We start from the raw sequence: 18,017 nt of genomic DNA, 5'->3' as shown, positions 1-18,017 counted from the left end.
CGAGAATTTCATCGAAGTTCAAGAAAATTAGGTGCTGCAACGCGGCGCGCTGCTGGATTATTCTTGTTGCGACGCGGCAGAATTGGTCGGAAACGCTTTGCTGAGCCAGGGCGAGCCGGCCCATCCGAAGCGGCGGGGGCGATCGACGGCGCGAGTGATGCCGATACGCGGCCCGATGACGATGGGCGGCATGGCGACCGGTCGTTCCAATTCGAACGGGGGCTGGGTGAGGGTGGCACCGTCACAGGCAAGATCGATGCCCAGCGCTTGGCACAAACGCCCCGGCCCGGCGCACAGGTCCCGCTCGCGCATCGCCATGCCCCGCCGCTCGCGCATCCGCTCGATGCCATGACGCGGTTCGATCGCGCGGATCAGCACCGCGCTTCCGGGCACGCCGCATACGATGTTAAGGCAATGATGCAGCCCGTAGATTCGATAGACATAGGCGAGCCCGACGGGGCCAAACATCGCCGCATTGCGCGCGGTCCTGCCCGCAAAACTATGCGATGCCGGGTCGGCGGCGTCATAGGCCTCGGTCTCGACGATCACGCCGCCGACGCCCTCGCACCGCAAGGTCGCACCGATCAGGCAACGTGCGACCTGATCCACATCCTGCGTGTAGAAATCGGGCGGCAATACCCTCACGGGGTTACGTCGATCCGATGCCAGAAACTGCCATCAGCCAGCATTTCGGCGACGGGGTGTGGCTCGTCATCGATCATGACCCGCGTATCGCGCCAATCGATCCGGTTGCCCTCGGTGAGTAACGGCCACAGCCGCAACCCGGCGACGACGGTCAACACCGCACCTTCGTGCGTCCGGCGAAAGGCGAGGACGCGGTCCTTGCCATGGCCCGTGACGGCGAGGGGTTGGTAATCGCCTTTTTCGAACAGCGCCGGGTGCTCGCGCCGCGCGGCCAGCAGCCCGGCGAGCAACGCCATCTTGGCGTCGCGGCCACCCGCAAGCGCGGCTTCCCGCGCGGGATAGTCGACCGGCCGGCGATTATCCGGATCGACCAGGCTCAGATCGGCCAATTCTGTTCCCTGATAGCAGTCGGGGACACCTGGCACGGTATAGCGCAAACCCAGTTGCGCCAGCGTGTTGGCGGCCGCAGCGGGCGCAATAGCCTTCAACAGCGAGGACAGACCTTCGCGAAAGGCACGGCCTTCGCTGCCGATAATCAGCGTCTTGGCCAGTGCGTTGCAGCGCTCTTCATAGTCGGTGTTTGGCTGCTCCCAGGATGACCGCAGCTTGCCTTCGCGCAACGCCTTTTCCTGCCAGGCGGCGACCCGCTCGACAAAGTCCTCAGCCGCGTCCGATCCCGGCCAGGCGCCGACCAGCGTCTGGATCAGCATGTACCAGTCGGCCGGCTCGACACCCTCGGACAGTCCCAACGTCTCGGTCCGCCAGCGTTCGACCATCGCACGCCATTCGTCGGGCATGGCGCTCAGCACCGCGAGCCGGGCGCGGACATCCTCGCCGCGTTTGTGATCATGGGTCGCGGTGGTCAGCATCGCACGCGGGAAGCGTTCGGCGCGGCCGACCATCCGGTCATGAAACTCCGCGATGGGCAGGCTCATGCGGCCGGCGTCGAAGCCGACATCGTTGCGCGAGAGCAGGACGCCGTGTCGGTAGAAGGCGGTGTCCTCCACCGCCTTGGCCGCGATCGGTGCCGACAATTGCTGGAAACGGCGCACCGCCTCCGCGCGCAGCGCCGTGTCGCCGGGGCCGTCGCCCGACAACCAGGTCAGCACCTGATCGACGACAAAGGCCTCACCCGGCGGAATGAACCGTTCGACCCGGTCGCGCGCCTGCTGACGGATCGCCCGATCGGACTCCGGCGCGTCGGGACCATAGGTGCGGTACACCGGAAATACCCAGAGCAGGCGCTCGATCGCCCGACGAAGCATCGGCGTCGTGATCGCGCCGTCGAGGTCGGGCGCAGATGCCGTCAGCGCCGCGAACGACGCGACGCATCCCTCTAACTGGCCCGCGAATTGCCAGGCGAGCAGATCCTGCCGTGCCTGCAACTCCTCCGGCGCGAAATCGGCGGACCGACCGCTGATCTGTGCCCACAGGTCGGCGAGCGGCCGCGTGCCCTCGGGGGCGTGGAGCAGGGCGGACACCTCCTCCATGAAGTCGTAACCGCTGGTGCCGTCGACACCCCAATCGGTGCCCATCGGCTCGTCGGCGGCGAGGATTTTCTCGATAACGATATAGGCCCGGTTGCCGTCCTCGCGCAGGATGGCGTCGAACCGGGCGCGCAGCTTGCGGCAATAGCCGACCGGGTCGGTCAGCCCGTCGACATGATCGATCCGCACACCGTCGATCAGCCCCTCGGCATAGAGGCGGAAATAGAGCGCGTGGGTTTCCTCGAACACCGCGTCGTCCCCAACCCGCAGGCCGGCCAGCTCGTTGATCGTGAAGAAACGCCGCCAGTTGAGTTCGTCATTGGACACGCGCCACGAGGCCAAGCGGTAATGCTGCCGCTCGAGCAATTCCGCGATGGGCGTGGTCTCCGCGTCCGCCTGATCCTCGTCGCGGATCGGCAGGCGATGCTCGCCATAAGCGACGATCTCGGCGCGGTCGTTCTGACGTTCGACCGCGATCTGTCGATCGGCGAGCGTCTCGGACAATGGCGCCCCAAGGATGGGCAGGACGAGCTTTCGCGACCAGTCGATGTCGAAGAACTTGGCATAGGCGCTGTCCGGCCCATGGGTCAGCACGTCGTTCCACCAGCGATTGCCCCCGCCAGCAACGCCCATGTGATTGGGTACGATGTCGATGATGACACCCATGCCGCGCCCGCGCGCCGCTTCGGCAAGCGAACGGAAAGCCGCCTCGCCACCTAGCTCGGGATTGATCCGGGTGGGGTCGATCACGTCATAACCGTGCGTCGAACCCGCCGCCGCCGTGGTGATCGGCGAGGCATAGACGTGACTGATCCCGAGCCGGTCGAGATAGGGCAGCAACGCCTCGGCCCGGGCGAAGGGAAAGTCCTTGTGAAACTGAAAGCGATAGGTGGCGCGCGGCGTCATGGACGGCGTCCTTCGATAAAGGGTCAGCGGGCGTTGAGCGTGGCGATGCGGGTGGCGACCACCGGGTCGGCGAACGCTGCGTCCAGCGTGTTGGGCAGGCGGCGGCGCCAGTTGGGATGCTCGTCGATGGTGCCGGGCAGATTGGGCTGCTCGACCAGGCCGAGAAGGTCCTCGGCGGGGATGATCGCGAGCGGGCAGGGGGAAGATGCGACCGCCGAGATGGCCGCGTCGACGACGGGGGCGGCCTCTTGTGGCATCGGATGATCGCCGATCTTGTCCCACAGCCGCGACCGCTCGTCGGCCCGTTCATCCTGCTGATCGGAGGAGACGGGCTTGCCGGCGATCGTCGCGCGCCATTCCAGATCGCGGCCCTGCCACCAACCGGCGACCGTGGCGATGTCATGCGTGGCGGTCATCGCGATGGCATCGGCGGACCAGTCTTCGGAGGGCACGAAGTCGCCCTCCGTATCGCGTTCGAAGGGCAGGACCCGCATGCCCAGCATCCCGGCATCGGCCATCACGTCGCGGAAGCCGGGCGGGACGGTGCCCAGATCCTCACCGATCACGATCGCGCCGCGCCCGTCATTGGCGCGGTGCGCTTCGATCTTCAGGATGCGCAGCATGTGATCGAACGGCATGGTCAGATACGCGCCTTGATCCGCCGTCCGCCCTTCGGGAATGACCCATAGCCGCCCCAGGCCCAGCGCATGGTCGATCCGTACCCCGCCCGCATGCGCCAGGATTGCGCGCAGCGTGCCGATGAAGGGCGCGAAGCCCTGCCGACGCAGCGCGAAGGGCGATAACGCGGTGATACCCCAATTCTGGCCATCGGGACCGAGCGGATCAGGCGGCGCGCCGATCGACAGGCCGGTCAGGACGTCCTGTGGCCTGCTCCAGCTGTCGGCACCGTCACCGGCCACGCCGATGGCGAGGTCGGCGATCAGGCCGATCGCCATGCTCGCTTCTCGTGCGGCATCCGCCGCCCGTGCCAATCCCCGATCGGCGTGCCACTGGGCAAAAGCGTGGAAGGCGACCGCATCCGCATGATCCGCGACGAAGCCGCGCACGGCCTCGCCCGCCGGATCATGAAATTCGTCGGGCCATTGCTGCCAGCCACTCGCGCCGTTCCGAGCCAGGAAATAGCCGTGCAGTGCATCGAAGACCGCCTGCGCCTGCAGCCGTTCGCCTTGCGCTTGTCGCCATTCGGCAAAGGTCGTGCGGTCCGCATCGGACAGCCGGTCATAGACGATGCGCAGGTCGCGCATCCGATCGGGCGCGGCGGTGCTCCAGTCGATCAGTTCCTCGGCTTCGGCCACCGGCTCACCGGCGGGCGCCAGCCATGCGTTGCGGAACAATCGGCTGGACGGCGCATAGGGGCTGAACCGGCTGGCGTCGGCCGGGAACAGCGCATGGACCGGGCTGATCGCGACGGCTGCGGCACCGGCGCGGCCCAGCGTCGCGGCCGCTTGGGCGAGGCTGGCGAAATCGCCATAGGCGCCGTGGCCCTCTCGCAATGACGGAATCTGAACGGCACTTCCCCAATGCCGCCCCGCCGGCGGGGAAGGACAGCGCAACGGAGCGATGGCGACCGTCAGTTCACGATCGTCCTGCCGAAGGTGGTGGTAGCCGGGCGTGGCTATGCCGGTCAGGCAGACGCGATCGTCATCTTCAGAAAGCGCAACCTTACGAGTGTCTCCGCTTTCGAGCCGCAATTCCGCTGGCCCGGCCCGCCAGCCTAGTGGCAGCACAACGATGCCGCCGACATCGGCCGATACGAAGCGCTCCTCTATGGCATCGTCGTCGAGGCAGGCGAGAATGGCTTCCAGCGCTTCGTCGGAGACGAGTTGGTCCTCGCCCTTGGCATCCTGCCACTGGCGGATCAGCCCGGCCGCCTCGGCGCGATCGTGCAGATCGCTCATGGCGCGATCCAGGCGGCGAAGCGATCGCCTTCGCGGTGGATCAATGTGCCCTCCTCGGCGTCGAGCGGGGCGGGGGCGTCGCCTAGATCGATATGGATGGTGAGCGTTGCGCCATCCGCCATCCGCCAGCGGGCCTTGACCGCCGCCGCGCCGGTCGCCTCCGCCGCGATGCCGATGGCGCCCTTCAGACGGGGCACGATATGCACTTGCCGCAGCATCAGCAATTCGCGGTACAGCGCGCGCCATTCGCCCGCCTCGGGGCCGGGCTGGGGGATCGAGGCGTCGAAGGTCGCCTTGGCGTTGGGATCGGGTATGCGTTCGCGCGCCGCTTCGTCGGCAAAGGCCTCGAACTTCGCGAATTCCTTGCGCCGGCCCTCTCGGACGGCGTCGGCGAGGTCGTCGTGAAAGTCGGTGAAGAACAGGAAGGGGCTGTCGCTGCCTTCGTCCTCACCCATGAACAACAACGGGATTTGCGGCCCCAGCAGCAACAGGGCGGTCGCCGCCCGCAGCCGCTCGCGATCGGTGAGGCGGATCAACCGCTCGCCCATCGCCCGGTTGCCGACCTGGTCATGGTTCTGGAGAAAGGCGACGAAGGCGGTGCTGGGCAGATGGCCCGACGGCTTGCCACGCGTCGCCCCGTCATGATTGGCCGAGCCTTCGCCCTGATAGATGAAGCCTTCCTTCAGACACCGGGCCAGCCGCTCGGCCGGGTGATCGGCGAAGTCGCCGTAATAGGCGCTCGTCTCACCGGTCAGCAGGACGTGCATGACGTTGTGGAAGTCGTCATTCCACTGGGCGTCATAGCGTTCGGGCGTCAGCCGCTCAGCGTCGTTCTTTTCGTTTTCCAGCACCAGATGCACATGCCGTTCGGGCAGCGCCTGGCGAATTTCGTGTGCCATCCGGTCGAGAAAGCCGTCATTGGCGATCGCATGGACGGCATCGAAGCGCAGCCCGTCGATGCGGTAATCGCGCAGCCACATCAGGGCGTTGTCGACGAAGAAGCGGTGCACCGGATCGGCATCAACCGCCACCGCGCCGCCCCAGGGGGTATGGACCTCCTTGTGGAAGAAGGCGCCGGCATAGGCGTTCAGATAATTCCCGTCCGGTCCGAAATGATTATAGACCACGTCGAGAAAGACCGAGATGCCGAGCATGTGTGCGGTATCGACCAATGTCTTCAGTTCCGCCGGCGAGCCATAGCTTTCGGCGACGGCATAGGGCAGCACGCCGTCGTAGCCCCAGTTGCGGGTCCCCCCGAAGGCGTTGACCGGCATCAGTTCGATCGCGGTGATCCCCGCCGCCGCCATGCCCGCCAGCCGGTCACGAATACCGGGAAAACCGCCCAGCGTTCCCGCATGGACCTCCAGCAGTACCGTCTCTTCCCACGGCCGCCCGCGCCATTCGGTCGCGCTCCAGGCAAAGGCGTGGTCGACCACGACGCTCCAGCCATGGACGCCGCCGGATTGCAGCCGCGACGCCGGGTCGGGCACCGCCAGGTCCTTGTCCAAACGGAACCGGTAGCGCGTGCCAGCACCCGCAGCGGCGTCGGCGACGAACCAGCCGTCCTCACTGTGCGACATCGGCACGGACACACCGCCGTCGATTTCGAGGGTGACGGCATCGCGGTCCGGCGCCCAGAGCCGGAACCGCGTCGTGCCGTTATCCCTCAGTTCGGGTCCCCACTGCGTCATGACGCGATCGCATCATGCCAGGTGATCAGGACGGCGCTTTGCGGGCCGACCTCATAGGTATCGCCGATCGCGATCTCGCCCTGTTCCGGCTTGGCGCTGTCGATCAGGACGGTGCGGTCGTTATGGGGCGGGGGCAGGGTGAAGGTGATCGGATCGGCCGAGGCGTTGAGCAACAGCGACACCGCCTCGATCCGGTCGTCCTCGGTCTTGCTCGCGCGGCGCATCATCAGGGCGCGACCTTCAGGGTTGTTCCAGTCGTCCGCTCTGAGCTGATTGCCCCGCTCGTCCCACCATTCGATGTCATTGACGCCCTGGCCCGGCGTGTCCTGGCCGTAAAGGAAGTGCGGGGCGCGCAGCACCTGATAGCGGCGGCGCAGCTCGGCGAGCCGCGCGGTGAAGGCGATCATCGCCTCGCCCTCATCGGACGCGGCGGCGTTCCAGTCGAGCCAGCTGATCTCGTTATCCTGGCAATAGGCGTTGTTGTTGCCATGCTGGGTCCGGCCGAACTCGTCGCCGGCGACGATCATCGGCGTACCGAGCGAGGCCATCAGTGTCGTCATCATCGACCGCATCACGCGGCCGCGTGCCGCCTTGATATTCTCGTCATCGGTCGGACCTTCCGCGCCCCAGTTCCGCGAGTAATTCTCGGAATGGCCGTCGCGATTATCTTCCTTGTTCGCCTCGTTGTGGCGCTGCTCATACATGACCGTGTCGGCCAGCGTGTAGCCGTCATGTGCGGCGAGCATGTTGAGGCTGGCCCAGGGACGCCGGGCGCGGCGGTCGAACAGGTCGCCCGATCCCGACAGGCGCGCGGCGAGATCGCCCCGCTGGCCGGGATCGCCGCGCCAGTATTTGCGCACCGTGTCGCGATACTTGTCGTTCCATTCCGAAAAGCCGGGCGGGAAATTGCCCAGCTGATAACCGCCGGGGCCGACATCCCATGGCTCGGTCAGCAGCTTCAACCGGCCGAGCACGGGGTCTTGGCGCAGCACGTCGAAAAAGGCCGCGCCGGGGTCGAAGCCATCTGCTTCGCGGCCCAGCGTCAGCCCCAGGTCGAAGCGGAAGCCGTCGATGCCGAAGCTGGTCGCCCAGTAACGCAGCGAGTCCGCCACCATCTGGATCACGCGCGCCTTGGACAGGTTCAGCGTGTTGCCGGTGCCGGTGTCGTTGATCGTATAGCGCGGCTGATCCTGGACCAGCCGGTAATAGCTGGCATTGTCTAGCCCGCGCCAGGACAGCGTCGGGCCTTTCTCCGACCCTTCGCAGGTATGGTTGTAGACGACGTCGAGTATCACCTCGATCCCCGCCTTGTGCAGGCGGTGCACCGCGCGGCGCAGTTCGTCCTGGGTGTCGGTCGCGAAATAGGCCTGTTCGGGGGCGAAGAAGCCGAGCGTGTTATAGCCCCAGTAATTGCGCAGGCCCTTTTCCTGCAGGAAACGGTCCTGGGTGAAGCTGTGGATCGGCAGCAGTTCGATCGCTGTAACGCCGATGCGCTTCAGATGCTTGATGACCGCCGGATGACCGAGCCCGGCATAGGTGCCCCGCTCGCGCGGCGGCACCAGCTCCATCAGCTTGGTCAGCCCCTTGACGTGCGCTTCGTAGATGACGGTTTCGGACCAGGGCGTGTTGGGCTTCACGTCGCGCGACCAGTCGAAATGGTCGTCGACGACCACCGCCTTGGGCATGGCGGCGGCGCTGTCGCGTTTGTCGAAGCTCAGATCCTCCTTCTTGGACCGGATTTGATAGCCGTGTAGCGCATCGGTCCACTTGATCTCGCCAAACAGCTTGCGCGCATAGGGGTCTAGCAGCAGCTTGTTCGGATTGAAGCGGTGCCCCGCCTCCGGCTCATAGGGACCATGCGCGCGGTAGCCATAGAGGAGCCCGGGGCCGACATCGGGCAGATAGCCGTGCCACACCTCGTCGGTGCATTCGGGCAGCGTGTAGCGCTTCAGCTCGCGCTTCCCGTTGGCGTCGAACAGGCATAGTTCGATCCGGTCGGCATTGGCCGAAAAGACGGCGAAATTCACCCCTTCGCCATCGAACGTCGCCCCTAGCGGATGGGGCGAGCCGGCAAGAATCCGATCGGGCAATGCGGTCAAGTGACATCTCCGGCAAAAGTCGGTGGAAGACCATGCGTGGTTGAAGTTCGAAATGTGCGGTGATCGCCCGGATGGCTGGTGGGAGGTCGCCATCCGGGCGATGGGTCAGGCCTTGCTGGCGCGCGGCTTTCTGGTCTTTGGTTTCACGGTGACCCCATCATCCTGGATCGTCGCGGGAGCAGCCTTGCGGCGGGTGGGAGCCGGTTTGACCTCGGCGTCCGCCGTGGTCGGCTCTTCCGCCTCGCCTGTTTCGCGCAACTGCCGTTCGGCCAGTTCCCAATGGTCGCGATCGCGGCCATGTGGTTCGCCCTCGGCCTGCCAGATGTCATAGGCGCGTTGGCGAAGCTGCTCTTCCCGTTGATCCACCGTCTTCTCCCTGTCGTGACATGATGTATGTCATCGCCAGCCTAACGATTGATGGGGTCGTTCCGCTCCCGTAAAAATCGCCTGATCGGCATCAATCACGAACCGGTGGGCGACTTGGCCTTGACCGGCTCGGGCGCGCTGACGGCCGACAGGGTCTGGCGCTGGCTTTCGGTGTCGATCCGGCGGGTGCGGGTGAAGGGGGGCAGCTCGACCCGACCCTTGGTCTCCATCGCCTTCACGATGCCTTCGATCACGCGGAGGTCGGACAGGCCTTCCTCGGCATCGGGCTCCGGATCGCGGTCGTTCAGGATGCAGTCCGAGAAATAGCGCATCTCGCCGCCGAACTGGTCGGTGTGCTTGAACGTCTCGTGGCTCTGCTTGTCGCCGATGGTCAGATTGTGCTCGATCCCCGACTGAAAGCCATAGGCCGGGCTCATATGGATCGACCCCTTCATGCCCGCGATGATCAGGCTGTCGACATTGTTCATCGCATAGCTGACGGTGAAGCTCGCCAGCCGGTCGCCCGGCATGCGCAGCACCACCGCGAAGGTATCGTCCAGATCGCCAAGACCTGCGCTGGGCTGGCGCGTCGCAACCGCGCTTTCGACCGCGACCGGCTCGGCCCCGAAGAGATAGCGGATGGCGTTGATCGGATAGGGCGCCATGTCGAACAGCGGCCCGGCCTCCAGCCCATGCTTGGCGCGGTGATTGTCGGGATCGAGCTTCTGGCCGAAGCAGGAGGTGAACGCGACCAGTTCGCCCAGTTCGCCGTTGCGGATCTTCTCGATCGCGGCGAGCGTGCCCGGTTCGAAATGCAGGCGATAGGCAGTCATCAGCTTGGCGCTGGACCGCTTCTCGGCATCCTGGATCGCACGCGATTTCTCGACCGAAATCTCCAGCGGCTTTTCGCACAGCACATGGATGCCGGCCTCCAGCGCGGGGATGGCGAATTCGGCGTGACGCCAGTTGGGCGTCGCCAGATAGATCGCATCGCAGACGCCGGCGGTCAGCAGCTTGTCGAACTCGTTATAGGAATAGACATGCTCGACACCGTATTTCGCGGCCAGCGCGCTGCCCTTCTCCGCGTCGCCCGTGACGATGGCGGTCAGTTCGGAATTGCCGGTATGCTTGATGCCCGGAAGCATCGCCGACTGGGTGATATCGCCGGCACCCACGACCGCATAGCGGACCTTCTTCGTGCCGAATCCAAGTGCCGATGCCAGGCTCATCCTATTGCTCCGATGTCGTCTTAACGGCTGCTGCAACGCGCAAAACTCAGGAAGGTCCCACGGAGACTTCGACCTTTTGATGAGTTGTTTGCGCAAGTTTCAGGACGATAACCTGGATCATGATCCCCAAAGCGGAGCGCGCGCCCTCGTGACATTGCCCGACCAGCATCCCGATCCGCTCCGCGACGCCGACGGCTTTCTCGACCTGGAAAATTACGCGGCGCTGGGCGACGGGCGCAGTGTCGCGCTCAGCGGCGCGGACGGCGCGATCGACTGGTGGTGCGTTCCCAATATGGACTCGCCGCCCCTGTTCGACCGGTTGCTGGACGGCGAGCGTGGGGGGAGCTTTTCGATCACGCCGGTCGAGCCGTTCACCGTCGAGCGCCGCTATCGGCCGAGCAGCAACGTGCTGGAAACGGTGTTCACCACTGCCTCGGGCCGCGCCAGGCTAGTCGAGTCGCTGAACAGCGGCACCGCCGGGCGGCTGCCCTGGGCGGAACTGGCGCGACGGGTGGAGGGGCTGGACGGCTTCGTCCGCTTCACTATCACGCTGCGCTTCAGCCGGCGCGCGGATACGGTCAGCCCCTATTTCGCGCCGGCCGGCGGGCACAATGTCTTCCATGTCGACCGGGTGCTGGGCGTGTTCCGCCACTGCGGGCATGTGACGATCGACAGCGTCGAGGACGGGCTGGTCACCGCCCATGCCCATGTCGGCCCCGGCGACCGGGCGCGGATCGCGATCATCGCTGGAGAGGACGAACCGCTGGTCTGTCAGGACATCGAGCAGATCGACGAGCGGATCGACCTGTCGGATGCCGAATGGCGGCAATGGGCCGAACGGCTGAAGGTCCCCGACGCGCAGCGCGACCGCGTACTGCGCAACGCACTGGCATTGAAGCTGCTGCTCTACTCGCCGACCGGCGCGATCACGGCGGCGGCGACGACCTCGCTTCCGGAAGGGATCGGCGGGTCCAAGAATTACGACTATCGTTATGCCTGGGTCCGGGATGCCGGCTATACGATCAAGGCGTTCCTGCGCATCGCCGCTCATGCCGAGGCCAAGGCGGCCTTTACCTGGCTGCTCAAGAGGCTGGGCGAGGCGGAGCCGCAGGTCTGTTACACGCTGAACGGCGAGCCGGTGCCGCCCGAAAAGGAGATCGCGGTCAGCGGCTATCGCCAGTCGCGCCCCGTCAGGGTCGGCAATCTGGCCGGCGGACAGCACCAGCACGGCATTTACGGCGACATTTTCGAGACGGCGAGCCGGTTCGTCGCCTGCGGCAATTTCCTCGATGGTGCCAGCGCCGAGACACTGTCGCATCTGGCGGATGCCTGCGCCGACCGCTGGCGACAGCCCGATGCCGGCATCTGGGAACTGCCCGAGGAACGCCACTATACCATGTCGAAGATCAGCTGCTGGCAGGCGCTGGCGCGGGCGGTCGAGCTGGCCGATCAGGGGCAGATCCCGACGACCTGCCGCGACCGCTGGGCGCGCGAGCGCGACCGGGTGGAGGCATGGATCGGCGAGCATTGCTGGTCGGAGGAACGCGGCGCCTATCTGATGCATCCGGACAGCGACGCGCTCGACGCCAGTCTCGCGCTGGCGGTCCGCTTTCGGTTCGACGGGCAGGACCGTCTCGCGCGGACGCTGGATGCGATCGACCGCGAACTGGGCAAGGGGGCGTTCCACTATCGCTATTCGGGCGTCGACAAGGAGGAGGCCTGCTTCCTCGCCTGCACCTTCTGGATGATCGAGGCACGCGCGCTGCTGGGGCAGCAGGAGGCCGCGCAGGCGGCGTTCGATGCCGCGACCGAGGCGCTCGATAGCCGGGGCGCCGGGCTATATGCCGAGATGATCGATCCCGACACGGGCCATTATCTGGGCAACATGCCACAAGGCCTGACCCATCTGGCGGTCATCCAGGCCGCTGTGACGCTGTGCGGGGAGGAATTGTGACGCCATCGGTGGCGGAGCCTTCCGCACATTGCTAACAGCCGGCCGATGACGGCCGAAAAGCTCCCCCCGCAATTGGCATTCCTCGAAGGGGGCGGCGCGGCCACGCAACTGATCCTCGATCGGGACTGGACCGATCACCCCTTCGGTCCGCCCGAAACGTGGCCCGACGCCTTTCGCGTCGCGCTGAGCCTGGTTCTCAACTCGCCGGAGTCGATGATCCTGGCCTGGGGGCCGGACCTGCATTTCTTCTTCAATGAGACCTATTTCCCGCTGCTCGGCCCCCGCCTGTCCTGGGCGATGGGCGCGAGGTTCGACGAGGTCTGGGCCGAGGCGCTGGATCAGGCGCGGCCGATCATCGACGATGCGCTGGCCGGGCGGACGCAGCGTTTCGTTGACCTGCCCTGGAAGCTCGGCACCGACCGGGGCGAAGCGCTGACCTATTGGACCTTTTCCTATTCGCGTGTCCTCGATGCGACGGGCGGGGTGGCCGGCCTGTTCATCTTCACCAACGAGACGACGGCGCGCGTGGTGGCCGATGCGGCGCTGCACGACAGCCAGGCGCAATTGTCCGCCGCGCTGGAGGAGTTGCGCGCGCTCAACGTCACTCTCGAACAGCGTGTCGTTGAGCGAACCGCCGAGCGCGACCGGATGTGGGATGTCTCCCCCGACCTTCTGACCGTGGTCGATCAGGATGGGCGCATCCATCGGGCCAATCCCGCATGGCGTGACCTGTTGGGCTATGGCGCCGAGGCGCTGCTCGGCGTTTCGATCATGGATTTCATCCATGACGACGATCTGCCCGTCGCGCAGCGGGCGCTGTCGCGGTCGCTGGAGGGCCGCGTGGCGCGCAATGAAGTGCGGATGCGTCATGCCGATGGCCATCACGAATGGATTTCCTGGGTCGGGGCCGCTCATGGTTGCGAGGTGTTCGCGGTCGGTCGCCACATCACCCAGCAAAAGGCGGCCGAGGAGGCGCTGCGCCAGACCGAAGAGCAATTGCGTCAGGCGCAGAAGCTGGAGGCGATCGGCCAGTTGACCGGTGGAGTCGCGCACGACTTCAACAATCTGCTCACCGTCATTCGCGGCTCGATCGATCTGCTCCGCCGCGACGATTTCCCGGCCGAACGCCGCCAGCGCCAGATCAACGCGATCGCCGATGCCGCCGACCGCGCCGCCAAATTGACCGCGCAGTTGCTGGCGTTCGCGCGGCGGCAACCACTGACGCCCGAGGTCATCGATGTCGGCGCCAGCATCCTGACCCTGACCGACATGATCCATACCCTGTCGGGCCCGGGCATCAGGCTGGTCATCGAACAGCCCGAAATACCGTGCTTCGCCCATGTCGATCGCAGCCAGCTCGACACCGCCATCGTCAACATGGCGGTCAATGCGCGGGACGCGATGGCGGGGCAGGGGACGCTGACCATCCGTATCGCACCCGCCATCGGCCCGTACGGGACGGATCAGGTGCACATCGCCATCACCGATACCGGCGAGGGCATCCCGGCCGACCGGCTCGAACAGATTTTCGAACCCTTCTTCACCACCAAGCAATTGGGTGCGGGCACCGGGCTGGGGCTGAGCCAGGTGTTCGGCTTCGCGCGCCAATCTGGCGGCGACGTCCGGGTCGTCAGCCAGCCAGGGCAGGGCGCGACCTTCACGCTGATCCTGCCGCAAAGCCATGGCCAGCCCAGGGTCGACAGCGGGCTGCGCGCGATCGACATGGCCAAGCGATCGGACCTCTGTGTCCTGATCGTCGAGGACAATATCGAGGTGGGTCAGTTCGCCGTGGAGGCGCTACGGACGCTGGGCTGTCGCACGGTGATCGCCACCAACGCCGCGATGGCGATGGAGGAGCTGAAGGCCGATGCCGCCCGCTTCGACCTCGTCTTCTCGGATGTCATGATGCCCGGCCAGTCCGGCATCGATTTCGCCCATGACATCGCCCGGACATATCCGGACCTGCGCATCCTGCTGACCAGTGGCTATAGCCAGGTGATCGCCGACGAGGGCAGCCATGGGTTCGCCCTGCTGCGCAAGCCCTATACCTTGGCCGAGCTTGCGCAGCAGATCGATCGCCTGTTCGGCAGCTGATCAGTCGAGATCATTCTCGCTGACGACGACCAACGACTGCTCCATGTCGCGGCCGAGCGCGGTCAGCGCAGCTTCGAGGATGTCGTCCGAATAGCGTTCGAACAGCTCCAGGGCATCATCCTCGGGCACGTCGCCGCTCAGCGCTTCGAGGACATCATACTGGACGGCGAACTGATATTCCTCGCCTTCGATCTCGCCGACGAACTCGACCTGCTTGTCGGCGACATTATCCTCCAGCGTACCCTTCACCACCGTCAACGCGTCGTCCGCCATGATCGTCCTTTCTCATGCGATTGCGACATCGGGGACGCGGAAAGCCGCCCAGGGTTCCCGCGCCCGTCGCTTATTTGACCCGCCGCCAGCGCTGCTGGCGACAGCCCAGCCCGCCGAACAGACAGCCTTCACCGACCAGCGTCTTGGCATCGACCTGGGTGATGGTGCCTTCGACCTCGCGGCCGATGTCGGGGATGAAGACGGTTCCGGCCCAGCGGCCGGGCTCTTCCTCCTCGAAATCGGTGAACAGCCGGGTGCCGACCAGGCGATCCGATCCGCCGCGCGCCGCATCGGCCTTGGCCTGTTCATTGGCCCAGATGACCGTGCCGCACATCAGCTGGGCATCCTGACCGCGTCCGCACGGAGCGAAACGTACCTGGACGCTGTTGGAGGGATTGGCCCAGACGCCCGCCGGCACCCGCGCATCGGCGGTGCCTGCCGCCCCCAGGGCCATCGCGCCGATCAAGGCCTTGGCCATCCATGGCTTCGCGTTCATCATCTCGTCTCCCGTTACCGCTGCCCGACACAGGGCTTTGCATCGCCCATGTAGGAATGGCGGTGAACAGAAACAAAACGGCCGGCGAGTCGCCCCGCCGGCCGCTTCGTTCGTGATAGCGGGCGTCCGCTCAGGCCGAGCGCTTCGCCAGCTCCTTGTTGATGCCCAGCGCCGCCAGCGTGCAGACCGCACCCGACAGCAGATAGGCGCCGACCGACAACAGGCCGAAATTGCTCGACAGCAGCAGCGCGGCCAGCGGCGCGAAGCCCGCACCGATCAGCCAAGCGAGGTCGGACGTGATTGCCGCACCCGTATAGCGACGCAGCGGCGAGAAGCCCGAGTTGATGACACCCGACGACTGGCCGAAGCCCAGGCCGAGCAGCAGGAAGCCGAGCACGATATAGATCGTCTCACCGGTGCCGCCATTGTCGAGCAGCTGCGGCGCGAAGCCCGCATAGGCAGCGATCGCGGCGGCGGAGAAGCCCAGCAGCGTGCGGCGGCCGACGCGGTCGGCGATCTTGCCCGACGCCAGGATGGCGAGAACGCCGACGATGCTGCCGATGATCTCGATCATCATGAAGTCCTGCGGCTGTTCCTTGTTGAACAGGACGACCCAGGACAGCGGGAACACGGTCACGATGTGGAACATCGCGAAGCTGGCGAGCGGGGCAAAGGCGCCGAGGATGACGGTGCGACCTTCCGTGCGCAGCGTCTCGCCGACCGGCGCGGGCTGAAGCTCGCGGCTCTCGAACATGCGCTGGAATTCCGGGGTCGCGACGATGCGGAGCCGGGCGAAGAGCGCCACGACGTTAATCGCGAACGCCACGAAAAACGGATAGCGCCAGCCCCAGTCGAGGAAGTCGGCGGTGCTGAGCGTCGTCAGGAAGAAGGCGAACAGGCCGTTGGCGACCAGCAGGCCGAGCGGCGCGCCCAGCTGCGGGATCATCGCATACCAGCCACGACGACGCTCCGGCGCGTTCAGCGACAGCAGCGAGGGCAGGCCGTCCCAGGCGCCGCCCAACGCCAGGCCCTGCATGATGCGGAAGATGCCCAGCAGCACCGCCGCCGACGTGCCGATCTGTGCATAACCGGGCAGGAAGGCGATCGCCATGGTCGAACCGCCCAGCAGGAACAACGCGATGGTCAGCTTGACCCCGCGGCCCAGATTGCGGTCGACCGCCATGAAGATGAAGGTGCCGATCGGCCGCGCGATGAAGGCCAGCGAGAACAGCGCGAACGAATAGATCGTGCCGGTCAGCGCGTCGACATAGGGGAAGATCAGCGACGGGAACACCAGCACCGAGGCGATGGCGTACACGAAGAAGTCGAAAAATTCCGAGGTACGCCCGATGATGACGCCGATGGCGATATCGCCCGGCGCGACATGGTGCGGATCGCGGGCATTGACCAGCTGCGCGTCCCGCTCAAGGGGCGTCGAGGTCGATGCGGTTAACTCTGCGCTCATCGGCTGCCAGTCCTGACTTCTTGCATGTTCCTGTCAGCGGTTCGGTTGCGGCGCAAAATGACCGCGCAGAACCACCATTGTGCTGCGCCTATGCGCCATTCCCCGGCCGGCGGGGATTGGACAAACTGTCCAATGTGCGCAGGTGCAGCAAAGGCGTAGCGGCCCATGCCATATGTCTCATTCGTCGAGCCTTGCGCGCCTGCGCCCTCTTCGCTGGGCCGCCTTGCCCCTCCTGGCCATGCTGGGGGGATGCGACGCGGTCGTGCTCAACCCTGCCGGTGACGTCGCCGTGCAGCAACGCGATCTGGTGCTGATCGCGACGGCCCTGATGCTGCTCATCATCATTCCGGTGATGGCGCTGACGGTGCTGTTCGCGTGGCGCTATCGCAAGAGCAATACGGACGCCGAATATGATCCGGAGTTCGACCACTCCACCATGCTGGAGCTGGTCATCTGGTCGGCGCCGCTGCTGATCATCATCTGCCTGGGTGCGGTGACCTGGACGAGCACCCATCTGCTCGACCCCTATCGCCCAATCGAGCGGACCGCCCCCGGCCAGCCGGTCGCGGCGAGCGTCAAGCCGCTGCAGGTGCAGGTGGTCGCGCTCGACTGGAAATGGCTGTTCATCCTGCCCGAACAGGGCATCGCCACGGTCAACGAACTGGCGCTGCCGGTCGACCGTCCGGTCGAGTTCCGCCTGACCGGCACCTCGGTGATGAACGCCTTTTACATCCCCGCGATGGCCGGCATGATCTACACCATGCCCGGCATGGAGACGAGGCTGCACGCGGTGCTGAACCGCGAGGGCACGTTCAAGGGGCTGTCGTCGCACTATAGCGGCGCGGGCTTCTCGGGCATGCACTTCCCCGTCTATGCCATGCAGTCGAGCGGTTTCGACCAGTGGGTCGAAAAGGTCCGCAGCTCGCAGGCCGGGCAGGGCAAGGGCCAGGGTCCGCTGACCCGCGCGTCGTTCCTGACCGTCGAAAAGCCGAGCGAATATGTGCCCGCCATGTATTTCAGCGGCGTGCAGAACGGCCTGTTCGACCGCGTCGTCAACCGCTGCGTCGCCGAGAACACGCCGTGCATGTCCGACGTGATGATGCACGACCGGATGACCGGTGGCGGCGACCCGCACGAGATGAAGGTCGGCGAGGGCAATCCGCCCGTCAACAATACCGGCCCGATGCACGGTGAGCGGACCAAGGGTGCGCTCGAAAAGTCGCCCGAGGAAATCCAGACCTCGCCGCATCAGAGCAAGGAGCCGCTGCCGTCGAACGGCGTGCAGCAGCCGGGTGACATGAAGAACCGCCGTATGTCCTTCCTTTCCATCCCGCAGACCCCCGGCCCGCAGACCCTTGGTCATGCCGGTGCGGGTCGCGGCTGAGGCACGCCA

13 protein-coding genes are annotated in these 18,017 nt (G+C 65.8%); 3 read left to right on the top strand and 10 right to left on the bottom strand.

Translation table 11 applies throughout. The annotated features are described in order from the left end of the window. Positions 1-57 precede the first annotated feature (57 nt). The 7 genes from ACQHGV_RS07360 to ACQHGV_RS07330 form a co-directional block, all read right to left on the bottom strand. Positions 58-645 (bottom strand): DNA-3-methyladenine glycosylase, encoded by a 588-nt coding sequence (locus tag ACQHGV_RS07360; protein ID WP_440979992.1) that lies wholly within the window; start codon positions 643-645, stop codon positions 58-60. Beyond that, entirely contained in the window at positions 642-3,038 is a 2,397-nt protein-coding gene (gene treY / locus ACQHGV_RS07355) for a malto-oligosyltrehalose synthase (protein WP_440979991.1), read from the bottom strand. The genes ACQHGV_RS07360 and treY overlap by 4 nt, the downstream gene beginning before the upstream one ends. 23 nt (positions 3,039-3,061) lie before the next feature. Then, positions 3,062-4,957 (bottom strand): 4-alpha-glucanotransferase, encoded by a 1,896-nt coding sequence (malQ, locus tag ACQHGV_RS07350; RefSeq protein ID WP_440979990.1) that lies wholly within the window; start codon positions 4,955-4,957, stop codon positions 3,062-3,064. Then, positions 4,954-6,648 (bottom strand): malto-oligosyltrehalose trehalohydrolase, encoded by a 1,695-nt coding sequence (gene treZ / locus ACQHGV_RS07345; protein ID WP_440979989.1) that lies wholly within the window; start codon positions 6,646-6,648, stop codon positions 4,954-4,956. Before treZ ends, malQ begins: the two co-directional genes overlap by 4 nt. Further along, complete coding sequence (gene glgX / locus ACQHGV_RS07340; protein ID WP_440979988.1) at positions 6,645-8,747, bottom strand: glycogen debranching protein GlgX; 2,103 nt, start codon at positions 8,745-8,747, stop codon at positions 6,645-6,647. The genes treZ and glgX overlap by 4 nt, the downstream gene beginning before the upstream one ends. A 105-nt stretch (positions 8,748-8,852) precedes the next feature. Beyond that, positions 8,853-9,113 (bottom strand): DUF2934 domain-containing protein, encoded by a 261-nt coding sequence (locus tag ACQHGV_RS07335; protein WP_440979987.1) that lies wholly within the window; start codon positions 9,111-9,113, stop codon positions 8,853-8,855. A gap of 95 nt (positions 9,114-9,208) precedes the next feature. Next, complete coding sequence (locus ACQHGV_RS07330) at positions 9,209-10,342, bottom strand: Gfo/Idh/MocA family protein (RefSeq protein ID WP_440979986.1); 1,134 nt, start codon at positions 10,340-10,342, stop codon at positions 9,209-9,211. A gap of 148 nt (positions 10,343-10,490) precedes the next feature. Here ACQHGV_RS07330 and ACQHGV_RS07325 point away from each other — a divergent pair, with 148 nt between their 5' ends. Both ACQHGV_RS07325 and ACQHGV_RS07320 read left to right on the top strand, forming a co-directional pair. Continuing rightward, entirely contained in the window at positions 10,491-12,296 is a 1,806-nt protein-coding gene (locus ACQHGV_RS07325; RefSeq protein ID WP_440979985.1) for a glycoside hydrolase family 15 protein, read from the top strand. 45 nt (positions 12,297-12,341) lie between these two features. Further along, a complete protein-coding gene (locus ACQHGV_RS07320) occupies positions 12,342-14,390 on the top strand; it encodes an ATP-binding protein (RefSeq protein ID WP_440979984.1) in 2,049 nt (682 codons plus the stop codon). On the opposite strand, the gene ACQHGV_RS07315 is transcribed toward ACQHGV_RS07320, so the two are convergent. The 3 genes from ACQHGV_RS07315 to ACQHGV_RS07305 form a co-directional block, all read right to left on the bottom strand. Further along, entirely contained in the window at positions 14,391-14,663 is a 273-nt protein-coding gene (locus ACQHGV_RS07315) for a DUF1488 family protein (protein ID WP_440979983.1), read from the bottom strand. Positions 14,664-14,733: 70 nt separating this feature from the next. After that, complete coding sequence (locus ACQHGV_RS07310; RefSeq protein ID WP_440979982.1) at positions 14,734-15,162, bottom strand: DUF2147 domain-containing protein; 429 nt, start codon at positions 15,160-15,162, stop codon at positions 14,734-14,736. Between the two features lie 127 nt (positions 15,163-15,289). Further along, the gene (locus tag ACQHGV_RS07305; protein WP_440979981.1) at positions 15,290-16,624 is read right to left on the bottom strand and encodes an MFS transporter; all 1,335 of its coding nucleotides are present in this window, start codon (positions 16,622-16,624) and stop codon (positions 15,290-15,292) included. Between the two features lie 238 nt (positions 16,625-16,862). On the opposite strand from ACQHGV_RS07305, the gene cyoA reads away from it, so the two are divergent. Beyond that, a complete protein-coding gene (cyoA, locus tag ACQHGV_RS07300; RefSeq protein WP_440980162.1) occupies positions 16,863-18,008 on the top strand; it encodes a ubiquinol oxidase subunit II in 1,146 nt (381 codons plus the stop codon). The last annotated feature ends 9 nt before the right edge of the window (positions 18,009-18,017 follow it).

The organism is Sphingomonas pseudosanguinis (assembly GCF_052056765.1).
GTDB lineage: Bacteria > Pseudomonadota > Alphaproteobacteria > Sphingomonadales > Sphingomonadaceae > Sphingomonas > Sphingomonas pseudosanguinis.
This window is presented reverse-complemented; position numbering and strand designations above follow the sequence as displayed.